We start from the raw sequence: 13462 nt of genomic DNA, 5'->3' as shown, positions 1-13462 counted from the left end.
TATCTAAGAGTCAGTTTTGCGCAAAAGCAAATGCGCGGCAGTTAGCGGGTAAAATAATGGTCTTGATGCTTGCAGCTGCGGCAAAACAGCGTTACATGATTATCTGCATCATAATCCACGTTTAATTCATCTGATCCGCAATGCATGCAGCGTTTTAAAGCATAAAATTTAAGGCGCGGCTCAACTTTTTCCCAAATTTTCCAAATCGGCTGCACGAATACAGATTCATCGCAGTTTAAAAAGCGGAAGAATAAAACTTCAACCATTTTGGACATCTGCAGCTGCGGCGGATGAGGCAGGGTCGATGTCACCCATTTTTCTTCCAGGCTGCGTTCGCGGTATTGCTGGACTGTCTTCTTTAATAAATTGGTGTTGATGAACTTTTCATTGCGCGGCTGCAGCAGCTTTTGCTGATGCAGGTAATCCAGCGCGGTTTGCATTAAATAAAAAATTTGACCGACGGCAAGGCTGTCCAGCAAGCGGTAACACAATGTTCTGAAGCTGTTATTGCCAGAAATTTGCACTTGCCAAAGTTTGCAGTAAAACTGAATGAACTGCACAATTTTTTCATACAGCACTTCATAGATGGCATCTTTAACTTCATCTGAACTTTTGAAAGGAATCCCTTGCGATAAATTTTCATAAAACCATAAGCGCAAACGGTGCGTGATGCTGTATAAGCTGGGTTCTGAATAGCCGTCTAAACGCACATTAATATAATATTGGCCAGATTCAGAGGCATCATCTTTCAGTGTCAAGATATGCTGATCAATCATGCGTTTCATGAGGCTTTTTTGATACAGATAATTGGGCGAAATTGGGGCGTATTTGATTTTTTCCCAATCTATAAACTCGTCATGCCGCGAGTTTTCAAAAACCTGATCATCTAAAATGGATAACAAAAACAGCTTCTGGATAAAACTCAATTGCGTCAGTTCAAATTCTATAAAGTCTTTATCTTTGCCCTTGATTTTCTGCTTGTAGCTTTCCTGATGCAGCGCTTCTTTGATCAGTTTCTTGCGGTTGCTTTGGCAGGCGGCGCAATGGCAATTCAGCGTTTTATCCTGATAGACCTTGTGTTCGCAATAGCTGCATTCATGGTAGTTCAGCTCTTGGTCAAACTGTTCTGCTTCCACCCAATACATAGATGCGCGGCACAAAGGGCACTGTGTACTTTCATCTAATTTCTTTTGGAGAATTTGAAGCATATGCGCAGCATCTTTGAAGGGGATAGCATTTTATTATACACAGCAAATCTATTTCAGCGGGCTGATTCATCTCCGAGAAGTGATGCCGCATAAAAAAGAGCTGAATGCATCAGCTCTTGGGTGGGTTGAATGAGGGCAACTTCTGTACAGCGGCTAGCCGCTATGTGTAAAGGCGGCTGGTTAAAAGCTCAGTATGCGGCTGGGCATGGTAAAGATTCATCCTCCTGTCCGATAAGCTTTGCATTAATTAAAGCTCGCGCCTTTTTACTCGTGACTCTTTTTGAGCCTAAGGCATCATAGCCGTTGATGATGGCGCTGACTTCAAAGGCCTGCAGGGGAATGCCTTCACATGTCATAAACATTGCGATGACTTTGTGATCGATATTTGCAGCATCAAGCGCTTGCAGGGTCTTGATGTTTTCAACGCGGACGATATGGTCTTTTAAATACATCTTACACCTCTTTTTATACTGATTTAGTTTTATAGTGAACTTGGCACATTTATATACAAGCAATAATCGTGCACAAAATGTATGGCTTTGGAAAGATTTGTAGGAATTTAATAAAGTGTGAAAAGTGGACTGCGCAAACCTAGTTTTATTAAAGCCGGGAAATGGCTTTGGCAGCCAGAGGAGTCCGTTGAGTGTGAATGCTGAAAACTCTTAAAATTGCGCCATCTTTTGATTTTTTCAGCTGTGCAGGCGGTGCAGTGGAACTGTGCGCCTAATTGCATCTGCTGGCATTAGCCGGATTCAGCTGATTTAAAATGGTTGAAATGCAAATGGCCTGTCATCTGCCAGTGCGATGCTTTTATTTATATCGCCTTAACGCAATGGCTGGAAAAATGGGACGCCTGAAAATCACAATACATAGCATGCCCTAATGTTTGAAAATAGTGCACTGGCGGCGTAAAAGCGGGCACGCATCACAGGCTTTAGATTACCTAATGGGTTCTTGGATAAATTATAAGCCAGAAGAGATAATTAACTGACCCGGTGAATTGAAAATCACGGTTTGAGTCCCATATAAAAAACAAAGTAAATGCGCAGACAGCTTGAAAAACTTGTCGTATGATCAAGTCATTCACAATTTTTGATAAGAAATAGCTGTCTCGGCTGAGCAAAGGATCAGGACATTATATGAATATTGCAGCAAACCCTGTGGTCGAAGCAGACCAAACTGTTTATCTAAAAGATTATCAAAAACCGTCTTTTCTGGTTGATTCGATTGAGCTGGATATTCAAGCTTTTGATGACCGCACTCAGGTAAATGCAAAATTAGTCATGCAGCGTCAGACTGCAGGTGATTTGATTCTGCTGGGCCGGGATCTGGAGTTGAAATCTATTGCAGTCAATGGAAGGGTTCTTTCAGAAACTGAGTATTTCTTAGATGCTGAACAGCTGGTGATTGCCAATGCGCCAGATCAAGCCGTGATTGAAACGCAGGTCATTATTCACCCCGAATCCAATACCCAGCTGGAAGGCTTATACAAAGCCAGCAGTGATTTGTTTGTCACGCAAAATGAGCCTGAAGGTTTCCGTAAAATTACGTTCTATCCTGACCGCCCAGATGTACTGTCTGTGTTCACAACGCGTGTAGAAGCCGATAAAAAATTCCCTGTGCTTTTGGCCAACGGCAACCTGATTGAAGCCGGTGAAGCGGGCGAAGGCCGCCACTATACGGTTTGGCAGGATCCAACAAAGAAACCCAGCTATTTATTTGCCTGCGTGATTGGCGATTTGGCCGTGATGAAAGATCATTATGTGACTTCGGAAGGCCGCAATGTCGCTTTAGAAATTTACGCCGAAGAAAAAGACATTCCAAAATGCCGCATTGCAATGGATGCGTTGAAGCACTCGATGCAATGGGATGAAGAGCACTATGGCCGCGCTTATGATCTAGACAATTACATGATTGTGGCGACCAGCGCATTCAATATGGGTGCAATGGAAAATAAAGGCCTGAACATTTTTAATACTTCCTGTGTGCTGGCTGATGAAGAATACACTACAGATGCCGCAATCATGCGCGTGCAGTCGGTGATTGCGCACGAATACTTCCATAACTGGACAGGCAACCGCATTACCTGCCGCGACTGGTTCCAGCTGTGCCTTAAAGAAGGCTTGACGGTTTTCCGCGACCAGTCTTTCTCAGAAGATTTGCAGTCGGCGGCGGTACAGCGTATTGATGATGTTGCCGTGCTGAAAGCGCATCAGTTTCCAGAAGATTCAGGCCCGCTTTCACATCCGCCGCGTCCTGACCACTTTGTCGAAATCAACAATTTCTATACAGCAACAGTCTATGAAAAAGGCGCAGAAATTAACCGCATGATGTCGACTTTGCTGGGCAAAGAAAAATTTAGACTCGGGACTGATGAATACTTTAAGCGTCATGACGGCCAGGCGGTTACGGTAGAAGACTGGGTGGCCGCTTTAACAGCAGGCTCAGGGGTAGACCTTGCAAGCTTCCTGATCTGGTATAACCAGCCGGGCACGCCAAAACTTGAGGCGAAAGGTGAATATGATGCAGCCGCTCAAACGTACCGTTTAAGCTTCAAGCAAAGTTTAAAAGCGCATCCGAAATATCCGAACTTGAAAGCTGTGCCAATTCCTGTCGCTTTGGCGCTGTTCAATGCCGAAACTGGCGAGCAGCTGACGCTGAATGCTGAAGCGCTGTTTGAAAATGGCGTGAAAGATGGCGTGTATCTCTTCGATCAAGACCAGGCCGAGATTGAATTTACCGGTGTCACTGTGAAACCGGTTGTTTCATTGCTGCGCAATTTCTCTGCGCCAGTGAATCTGGATTTCAATTATTCAGATGATGAGCTTGCATTCCTCATGCAGTATGAAACCAATGGCTTTAACCAATGGCAGGCCGCGCAGACATTGCTGGACCGTATTCTGCTGAATGACCATGCCGCTGAAATTTATATTCAGGCCATGAAAAATACCGTGCCTGACTTAATTCAAAAAGATCCATTATTGGCATCGCGTATCTTTGATGTGCCTTCAGAAGGTTATTTGGGCAGCCGCATTGATGAAAACTACAATCCGGCAGTGATTCAAGAAAAGCGCAATGCCTTGCTGGAACTGCTGGCGCGTGAATTTGGTTCATTCTGCAAAGAAACTTATTTAGAACTTGATCCGGACAGTCAGAAAGAATTTTCTCAGGCAATGGGCGTGCGCGCGCTGAAAAATATCATGCTGAGCATGATGGCGCGTCAAGGCGATACAGAGGCATTTGATCTGGCTCATCAGCAGTATCAATTGACTGGCAATATGTCTGAGCGCTTAGGCGCATTGCGCGTATTGGTGTGGAATGATGCGCCGCAGGCAAAAGAGACTTTGGCAGACTTTTACGACCGCTTTAAAGATGAAGCGCTGTCTTTGGACCAATGGTTTATGGTGCAGGCCGCGCATCCAAAAGCTACGGCAGCAACATTAGCATATCTGACTGCGCATGCAGACTATGATTTGGGTGTGCCAAACCGCATCCGTTCAGTCAGTGGCGGTTTAAATGCCAATCCTGTGAATACCTGGAGCTTTGGCGTCCAGCACTTTATTAATTTGGCGAAATATTTAGACGAAAAAAATCCGATTGTCGGATCGCGCCTGCTGCAGGCATTGTCACGCTGGTATACCTTGGCAGAACCGCAGCGCAGCGCAGTAAAAGCGGAACTTGAGGCGCTTAAACCGCAAGTGAAATCTAAAAACGTTTCTGAAACTTTAAACAGCATGCTCAACGTCTAAGCTGTTTATGCAAAAAAAGCCCTTCACCATAAAACAGGCTGAAGGGCTTTTTTATTTGATGATGTCCGCCGCATCTGAGGATTCGATTTGGCCATGCATACGGACGCTGAGCCTTTGCTGCAATCGGTTTAAGCGCCGGAAGTGTTAATCACAACTAACGAAATAATCCTGAATTATGTGAAAAGTGTTAAATAAATCACAGAAATGGAGTAAAATCATTGCTCCGGTTTTTAATTATTTAGATTATTAACAGATAGGCTGATTGATGCATGGTGTGCAGCAGGCAGTCCATGTTATTAAGCTGAGGCAGTCATGTTAGTTAAAGTTGAAGATGGTTTTTATTTAAACTCTCAACATATTATTGCAGTTCGAATTTCTAAAAGTGCGCAAGATGGCGCATTTATCGTGGCTGTAGAATACACGCCAAATAGCGCGCAGCATACGGGACTCTATGAAAAGCATTTTACGAATGGCATAGAGGCGGAAGTATATCTGCAAAATTTGCATCAAACGATCAGCAAATCATAACTGCATGGCAGTTTAAACCCCTCAGCAGAGGGATTTTTGCTTTCAGCGCTGCGAATAGCTCGAGTATTCAAGAAAATTCGGGTAGATTGGAAAAATAACAAAAACAGGATTAAAAAATGCTGGATTCAGATGTTGAATATGCAGGATTTTGGTCGCGTGCCGGCGCTTCACTGATTGATACGGTCATTGTGCTGACAGCAACATATCCTTTGCTGTGGCTGGTTTACCGTGGAGATTGGGACCGTATTTTTGCTACGGGCCTGTCAGAGCAGCCGCAAATGCTGTGGATGGATATTTTTATCAATTATATTTTGCCTTTTGCCTATACGGTTGCAGTTTGGCTGCTGTGGTCAGCATCGCCGGGCAAAATTCTGATGGGAATGAAAATTGTTGATGCTCAGAGCGGCAAGAACATTAATCTTAAGCAGTCGATTATCCGCTATATCGGGTATTTCCCCGCGATGATGGTTTTTATGATCGGCATTTTCTGGATTGCCTTTGATAAAAGAAAGCAGGGCTGGCATGACAAAATGGCCAATACGGTTGTCATCCGCAGCAGTGAGTAGCATGCGGCGCCATAAAAAATCCCTCCAGAGAGGGATTTTTAGCATTCATGCCATTAGATTTTGACAATCAAGACAGGAATAGGGGATTGAGTCAGCACATTTTGCGCGACGCTTCCCAGCATCATCTTTTTGATGCCTGTACGGCCATGTGAACCCATAATAATGAGATCGGCGCTGACTTCATCTGCAATTTGAATAATGCCTTCAGATGGAGAAACTCCATGAATCAGTTTGACATCGACTTCAATGTTATCGCGGACAAACGATTGCTTGATTTCTTCTAAGCGCTCTTTGGCTGTTTTTTCAGCCTGCATAAAATAGTCAGTGATCGCTGGAGCGACTTTGTAAAAGTCGACGCCTACAAAAGGGTCTACTGCAATCACACTCATAATCGTGACTTGGCTATTCAAAGATTTCGCTAAAGCCAAAGCTTGTTCTACGGCAGCGTAGGAAATTGGAGATTCATCTATAGGGACAAGAATATGCTGATAAGTTGTCATGCGCTGCTCCTCATGATTTAAGTTTTAAGCTTTTTGGTAATTTTTAGAGATAATTTTTTGCATAGCAAAAGCCCGCCAAAAAGGCGGGCTGTGATCATTAAGACTTAATGATTAGGACAGGCAATTCGGTATTGCGCAGCACGTCTTGTGCAAAACTGCCAAGCAGCATTTTTTGGAAGCCTTTACGGCCATGTGAACCCATCACAATTAAATCGGCCTTAAGTTCAGATGCCGTTTCTGCAATGCCTTCAGCAGATACTTGGCCTTTAATGATTTGAGTTTCAGCATCTACGCCTTCAGCCTTTGCGATTTCCAGCGCATCCGCGAGTGATTTCGTTGCATTTTCATGCGCCTGCACAAAATATTCTTTCATAATGGCCGAAGAATAATAGAAATCTGCATCAGTAAATGGATCTTCAGCCACCAAACTGATTAAAGTCAGTTTGCTGTTAAAGGCTTTCGCAATTTGAGCTGCTTTTTTGACTGCAGAAAAAGAGATTTGAGAACCGTCAACTGGCACTAAAATTTGATTATATGACATGGGAGAAGCTCCAAAGATATTGTTATGACCTTATGCTTAATTGATAGCATATTGTGCGGCAGGGTTCAATTTAATATTATGAAAAAGATTGTAAATTCATTAAATTAGAATTAATTTTTGGATGAAAATGCCAAAAAACTGTCAAATAAAATTGACTGCGGCGATTGGTTTTAATAAGTTTTTCATGAAAACAAAGACTTGTATTTTTTAGCAGATTCAGGCAAATAGCATATCAAAATCGATTTATTTTTGAGGATGGGCTGATGCATTCAAAAATCGTGATGGCGCTGTTTAGCAGCAGTTTAATGCTGAATTTAACAGCATGCCAAAACACCCAAAGCGGTACAAAGTTCATTGCCGGTGTTTTTAATGCATCCACCAATATTCAGAAAAAATTTATCGATAAGCATGCTCCGAAAGATGTGCTGGTCTACAACAATATTCAGTATATGGCTAATCCGAATTTGCATATGGACGTATACCAGCCTGAATATATTGCAGAAATTGGCGCACGCCCAACCGTGGTATGGATTCATGGCGGCGGCTGGATTTCCGGTTCAAAAGAGCATGCAAGAGGATATTTTAAACTTTTAGCATCAAAGGGTTATAATGTTGTCGCTGTTGAATATCAGTTTGCGCCCGATGCGGTTTATCCAACTCAGCTGCATCAAATTAATCAGGCTTTATCTTATCTTCAAATGAATGCTGCTCAATATCATATAGATGCCAGTAAGCTGTATTTGGCAGGCGATTCAGCAGGCGCCAATATGGCCAGCCATTATGCGGCTTTTGTTTCGAATCCTGACTATGCTCAATCACAGAATTTTCAGCCAGCAATCAATAGAAAACAGCTGCAGGGCTTGATTTTGCATTGCGGCATTTATGATTTAAATCATTTTGTAGAGACAGCGCCAGATGAAATTCGATTGCTGGAATGGGGCATTAATAATTTAGTGCAGGCGTATACAGGCGAACGCAAAAATGATGCGGAATTTTTATCCAGCATATCTCCGCGTCAGCATGTTAATCAGAATTATCCGCCTGTATTTATCAGCGGGGGAAATAAAGACTTTTTAACCGCCTCGCAATCGCTGCCCTTTGTTGAAACGCTGAAAGCCAATCAAGTGCCGGTTACCGAAGCTTTTTATCCGGACTCGAAAGAACTGCTGGTGCATGAGTATCAATTCATGATGAGTAAAAAAGCCAGTCAGCAAACTTTTGATAGGACCGTTGAATTTTTAAATCAGCTGACGCCGTGATTGGCAGATAAGCAAGATGCGCTTGCATAAATTCTATAAATGCGTAACATACCTACCAAATGGTATGTTTTATTGGTCGAAGGTTTATGAATTCTGTGTACATGGCTTATGGCATGCTGGCTTTGGCCATTATTTCGGAAGTTACAGGCTCAACATTTTTAGTAAAGTCTGAAGGCTTTAGCAAAATAGGGCCTTCAATCGTGGTGGTGATTACATTTTGCATCGCCTTTTATTTGCTGTCTCAGGTTATTAAAGTGATTCCTCTGGGCATTGCCTATGCGATTTGGGCGGGTGTCGGCATTGTATTAACAGCGCTCATTGGTTACTTTGTTTTCCGTCAAAGTCTGGATGCAGCCGCGCTGATTGGTATTGGCTTAATTGTCTCTGGAGTTATGGTCATTAATCTTTTTTCAAATGCAGCAGGTCACTAATGGAAAATGCCCATCAGCGTAAAAAGGCGCCTGAATTAATCCGTCAAAAAATTTTGGAACATACGATTCAATTGGCCTCTGAGAAGGGGGTATCCGGTGTGTCTATTCAGGCGGTTGCTGATCTGGCTGGCGTAACCAAAGGTGGAGTGTTTCACCATTTTTCCAATAAGCAAAAATTGCTGGATGCGATGGTGCATGAAGTTTTATTTCGGCTGGATCAAGCCATAGATGTATATATGCAGAATGATCCAGAAGCTATCGGCAGCTTTACCCGGGCATATATTTACTTTACGCTGCAGGATGATCATTCAGGGATCGGTGCGCTCTGGTCTGCTATATCCATGACCATGCTGACAGATCATGCCTTTAACACGAATTGGCTGCAGTGGCTGCATGGGCGTTTGGCGCGCCATCAGCAGACAGACAGCAGCATGGAGCTTCAAATATTGCGTTATGCTGCGGATGGGGTGTGGCTGAACGTTTTTGCCTGTTCAGAAAGCACGCAGGAGATGATGCGCATGCGGCAAGAGCTGCTGCACCGCACTTATATGAAACAGTAAAATAAAAAAGCATCGCTTAGTGATGCTTTTTTATTTGAAGCTTTGCGGATTGACTGCGTTTTATTTCTTGAATTTTAAAATGCAATGTACGGCAAAGCCGAAGATCAGTCCCCAGAATGCGGCGCCAATCCCAAAAAATTGAATGCCAGATGCGCTGAATAAGAAGGTAAGCAGCGCGGCTTCACGTTCAGACGGCTCATGAAAAGCAATGGCAATGTTGTGGCTGATGGTTCCCAGCAGGGCAATGCCCGCCAGCGCTGTAATAAAAACAGCGGGAAAAGACATTAAAAAGCTGGTGAGTGTCGCCGCGAAGATGCCCATGACAATATAAAAGAAACCGCAGCTCATGCCGGCTATGTAGCGTTTAGCCGGATCGGGATGCACTTGGTCATCCAGGCTGATGGCCGCGCTGATGGCCGCAATGTTGACGCTGTAGCTGCCGAAAGGGGAAAAGATGGCCTGCGCCGTGCCTGTCCAGCCGATCAACTGATTCACATTGGGCTGATAGCCGTAGCTTTTGATCATTGCGAGGCCCGGCAGATACTGTGATGCCATGTTAATAACGAATAAAGGCAAAGCCAGTCCCAAAATGGCTGAACTGCTGAAGGCAGGAGAAACCCAAACCGGTTTTGCCATGGCGATTTGAATGGCCGGCATGCTGAATTTTAAAAATACTGGACACAGCGCAATGCCTGCGATTACGGTAATGACAATGCTGTAGCGTGGCCAAAAGCGTTTTGACAGAATATAGGCTGCCAGCAATGAAAGAATAAAGGCCCATTCATTTTGCATGCTGGCAAATAAGGAAATGCCGAATTTCAGCAGCACACCCGCCAGCATGGCGCTGGTTAGACTTTGCGGGATGTAAGATAGAACTCTTTGGAAAATGCCTAAAAAGCCTAGGGCTGCCGTTAATACGCCGCAAACGAAAAATGCGCCAATCGCCTCATTCAGGCTGTAGCCGCTGCCAGTCGCCAAAATTAAAGCCAGCCCTGCGGTAGACCATGAGGTCGCCACTGGGTATTTAAATTTCCACGATAAAAGTAAGCCGCTTAAACCTATGGCTAAACCGAGCGCCCAAAACCAGGAGGTGATCTGTTCAGTAGAAGCACCCAAGGTCTGTGCGGCTTCAATCACCAAAACCGCAGAAACACTGATACCGACCAAAAAGGTAATAAAACCTGCAAAGACTGCAGGCACAGAAAAGTCATTTAGAATTTTTTGCATAATCCATTGCTGCTGAAGCGCCTACTATTGGTTGAAAAGCGTAATAATCATACGCGATTCATATTTTTGCTGAAAGGCTGAAAAATTATTCCGGCGCTTATATTAATTGAGTATTTCTATAAAAACAGAATCATTGATTTAGAGAGAAGATGTTGCAAGCTTTAACCCAAAACCGCAAAACAGCAATCCGACGGAAGCGACACAGCATGCGGTCAGTTTCAAGCGGTTGCTGAAGTACGAAGCGAGTTTGGCGCCAGAAAAAATCAGCACGGTTAAATAACTCATGCTGATGATTTGCAGAACAATGGCTAAAGCCGTAAAGGTGAGCGCTGGATATGGATAAGCCGGGTCTACAAACTGCACAAAGAATGACAAGTAAAATAAAATCGCTTTAGGATTTAAAATACTGATAGTGAGCGCGGTACGGAATGGGTGCAGCTGTTCCAGAGATTCCTGTTTCTGCAAAAGCTGCTCAGGCGCGGCAGTGGCTGTCCATGTTTTATAGGATGCCAGCAGCAGTTTAATGCCCAGATAGCTTAAATAGGCCGCGCCAATCACTTTCAGCAAAATAAACAGCCATGGAAATGCGTGCAGCAATGAGGCCGCGCCCAGCGCTGTCAAAATGATCAGAATCATATCGCCAGTATAGACGCCAAAAGCGCTGATATAGCCTGCCTTAACGCCATAGCGTGAGGCAATGGTCATGACATAAATTGAGTTTGGGCCTGGCAGCAGCACAATTAAAATTGTCCCAATAATATAGGTGGTTAAATCGGTGATGCCGAACACGCCAAACTCGCATAAAAAAGCTGATGGGGCATTATAGCCGCATCAGCCTATAGAAAAAGATGAAATTTATTAAGCTTGAATTTCTGCATCAAGGCCGAAAGATTGGCGCAGCAGTGTACTTAATTGTTCACGGGCTTTAATAAAGCCATCAATGCCGCCTTGCAACAGCTGAAAAGACATCAAGTCATGTTCCAGCTGCGCTTTAAATGACGCCTTATCCAGTGAGGCAATAGGGTGATCTGTATGCGGCTGCGCGTGATCATCAGAGAGCTGCAAATCAACTTGCTGCTGATCCTGCTCCAGCTCGGCAAGCAAGTTCGGCGATACGGTCAATAAATCACATCCGGCAAGGCCCAGCACCTGTGCTGTGCTGCGGAAGCTGGCTCCCATAATTTCCGTTTTAATGCCGTTTTGCTTGTAGTAATGATAAATCTGTTTGACTGAGAGTACGCCAGGGTCTTTATCAATCGGATAGCTGTCCACATTTTCAGCTTTTTTATACCAGTCTAAAATACGGCCCACAAAAGGTGAGATCAGCGTGACGTTGGCTTCTGCACAGGCCTGCGCCTGATGCAGGCCGAACAGCAGGGTTAAGTTGCAGTTAATGCCTTCCGCTTGCAAGGCCTTGGCGGCTTGAATGCCTTCCCATGTTGAAGCGATTTTAATTAAAATGCGCTTTTGATCGATACCGTACTGTTTATAAAGCGCAAGCAATTCTTTCGCTTTGGCAATGGTTGCCTCTGTATCATATGACAGGGCCGCATCGACTTCAGTGGAAACCCGGCCTTCAATCAATTTTAAAATTTCAACCCCAAATTTGACGGTCAAAATATCAATAGTGCGTTCAATTAATTCATCGCCTGCATAACCTTCTTCTTTGGCTTGAGCAAAAGCATTTTCAATCAGTTCTTTATTTTCAGTCTGATTGGCTGCCGCGGTAATAAGCGAAGGGTTCGTGGTTGCATCCAAAGGACGAAATTTTTCAATTGCAGATAAGTCACTGCTGTCTGCAACTATCGTCGTCATGCTTTTTAATTGGTTTAATGCAGATTGTGTCATTGATATCTAATTCTTAAAGTTATTGCCTGTACGTTCTTTTATATCACAAACTTGATTTAACCCAAGCGCCTTGCATAAACCCATCGTTGCTAAAATGTATTTTTTCGCAGATTTCTGATGTGATTAATCAAAAAACGAGCAGCTGCGCCTTGCTGGCTTTCACGATTCCAGACTAAATCGACAAAGTATTCAAATTTTGGAGTGAAGTCTGTGAAGTTTAAAATTTTCAGCTGCTGTTTCAGCAAGGGGTTTTCATTCAGCATGGCTTCGGGCAGCACGCCCCAGCCTAGGTTTTGCAAAATCATGGCGCAGGCAGAATGATGATTATCCGTGCGCCAGTAATTTTTTGAATAAAGCAGTTCGGGCTTAATGCTGCGGTCGCGGCTGGCCACCACAATTTGACGGCTCTGCAGAATTTGCTCAAAACTAATTTTTGCATACTGTGCAAGTAAATAATCTTTGGATGCGACCGGAACCAGAGCCTGGCGCTTAAGCTCGATAAACTGCTCATTACTTTCCAGCTGTTCTCGTTCAAACATCAAGGCAAATTGAGCTGTTCCATTAACCAGCATTTTTTGTGCATCTTCCTGCGGCGCGGTGAAAATATTGATTTGCAGCTCAGGAAACTGTTTTTCCAGCGCCGCGATATAATCGGTCCAATGGGTGTGCAGCAGTTCAGAAACCACCACAATGTTTAATGCAGACTCTAGGCCAGAACTAAGCGCCAAAGCATGCTGTTTCCATTGGTTCATTTCAATCAGCAATTGTTCAGTCTTTTCAAATAGCGTGATGGCCTGTGCAGTTGGAGCAGGTTCACGGCCAGCACGGTTGAAAAGTTTGAGGTCTAAATCAATTTCTAAATTGGCGATGGACATGCTGACGGCAGAAGGGACTTTTCCCAGTTTGCGCGCTGCGGCTGAAAAAGATCCTGTCTGCATGACTGTTTTGAAAATAAGGAGCTGTTCTTGATTGATGTTCATGGGCACCCTGCAGTGGCTATGCATTCATGTGCATCTAATCTATCAAATATATTGAAAGAATCTAA

General features: G+C 43.9%; 13 protein-coding genes and 1 pseudogene. 6 read left to right on the top strand and 8 right to left on the bottom strand.

The window, feature by feature from the left end:
- Positions 1-41: 41 nt before the first annotated feature.
- Positions 42-1208, bottom strand: a complete 1167-nt coding sequence (locus tag JZ784_RS14370) for a hypothetical protein (RefSeq protein ID WP_346315320.1) — start codon at positions 1206-1208, stop codon at positions 42-44.
- Positions 1209-1396: 188 nt separating this feature from the next.
- Positions 1397-1660 carry a hypothetical protein gene (locus JZ784_RS14365; RefSeq protein WP_346315319.1) on the bottom strand — a complete coding sequence of 88 codons (264 nt, stop codon included), beginning with the start codon at positions 1658-1660 and terminating at the stop codon, positions 1397-1399.
- Positions 1661-2347: 687 nt separating this feature from the next.
- Between JZ784_RS14365 and pepN the strand changes: the two genes are divergently transcribed.
- The 3 genes from pepN to JZ784_RS14350 all read left to right on the top strand — a co-directional run bounded on the left by pepN (position 2348) and on the right by JZ784_RS14350 (position 6051).
- A complete protein-coding gene (gene pepN, locus JZ784_RS14360) occupies positions 2348-4957 on the top strand; it encodes an aminopeptidase N (protein WP_346315318.1) in 2610 nt (869 codons plus the stop codon).
- A 312-nt stretch (positions 4958-5269) separates the two neighbouring features.
- On the top strand, positions 5270-5485 hold the full coding sequence (locus JZ784_RS14355; RefSeq protein WP_005009083.1) for a hypothetical protein: 216 nt from the start codon (positions 5270-5272) through the stop codon (positions 5483-5485).
- Between the two features lie 116 nt (positions 5486-5601).
- Positions 5602-6051 carry an RDD family protein gene (locus JZ784_RS14350; RefSeq protein WP_346315317.1) on the top strand — a complete coding sequence of 150 codons (450 nt, stop codon included), beginning with the start codon at positions 5602-5604 and terminating at the stop codon, positions 6049-6051.
- A gap of 53 nt (positions 6052-6104) precedes the next feature.
- On the opposite strand, the gene JZ784_RS14345 is transcribed toward JZ784_RS14350, so the two are convergent.
- Both JZ784_RS14345 and JZ784_RS14340 read right to left on the bottom strand, forming a co-directional pair.
- A complete protein-coding gene (locus JZ784_RS14345; RefSeq protein WP_005009096.1) occupies positions 6105-6551 on the bottom strand; it encodes a universal stress protein in 447 nt (148 codons plus the stop codon).
- 97 nt (positions 6552-6648) lie between these two features.
- A complete protein-coding gene (locus JZ784_RS14340; protein ID WP_346315316.1) occupies positions 6649-7092 on the bottom strand; it encodes a universal stress protein in 444 nt (147 codons plus the stop codon).
- A 263-nt stretch (positions 7093-7355) separates the two neighbouring features.
- Here JZ784_RS14340 and JZ784_RS14335 point away from each other — a divergent pair, with 263 nt between their 5' ends.
- From JZ784_RS14335 to JZ784_RS14325, 3 genes are all read left to right on the top strand, one after another.
- The gene (locus JZ784_RS14335; protein ID WP_346315315.1) at positions 7356-8351 is read left to right on the top strand and encodes an alpha/beta hydrolase; all 996 of its coding nucleotides are present in this window, start codon (positions 7356-7358) and stop codon (positions 8349-8351) included.
- Positions 8352-8437: 86 nt separating this feature from the next.
- Positions 8438-8782: an SMR family transporter gene (locus JZ784_RS14330; RefSeq protein ID WP_005009106.1), complete on the top strand. Its 345-nt coding sequence runs from the start codon at positions 8438-8440 to the stop codon at positions 8780-8782.
- A complete protein-coding gene (locus JZ784_RS14325) occupies positions 8782-9342 on the top strand; it encodes a TetR/AcrR family transcriptional regulator (protein ID WP_346315314.1) in 561 nt (186 codons plus the stop codon). The genes JZ784_RS14330 and JZ784_RS14325 overlap by 1 nt, the downstream gene beginning before the upstream one ends.
- A 60-nt stretch (positions 9343-9402) precedes the next feature.
- On the opposite strand, the pseudogene JZ784_RS14320 reads toward JZ784_RS14325, so the two are convergent.
- From JZ784_RS14320 to JZ784_RS14305, 4 genes and pseudogenes are all read right to left on the bottom strand, one after another.
- Positions 9403-10575 (bottom strand): annotated as a pseudogene (locus JZ784_RS14320) (benzoate/H(+) symporter BenE family transporter); the annotation flags it as partial.
- 132 nt (positions 10576-10707) lie between these two features.
- Positions 10708-11358, bottom strand: coding sequence for a leucine efflux protein LeuE (gene leuE / locus JZ784_RS14315; RefSeq protein ID WP_346315313.1), 651 nt, complete (start codon positions 11356-11358; stop codon positions 10708-10710).
- A gap of 69 nt (positions 11359-11427) precedes the next feature.
- On the bottom strand, positions 11428-12417 hold the full coding sequence (gene tal, locus JZ784_RS14310) for a transaldolase (protein ID WP_005009112.1): 990 nt from the start codon (positions 12415-12417) through the stop codon (positions 11428-11430).
- Between the two features lie 89 nt (positions 12418-12506).
- Entirely contained in the window at positions 12507-13397 is an 891-nt protein-coding gene (locus JZ784_RS14305; RefSeq protein ID WP_346315312.1) for a LysR family transcriptional regulator, read from the bottom strand.
- Positions 13398-13462: the final 65 nt, after the last annotated feature.

This window comes from Acinetobacter sp. CWB-B33, from assembly GCF_039655955.1.
Taxonomy (GTDB): Bacteria; Pseudomonadota; Gammaproteobacteria; order Pseudomonadales; family Moraxellaceae; genus Acinetobacter; species Acinetobacter bouvetii.
This window is presented reverse-complemented; position numbering and strand designations above follow the sequence as displayed.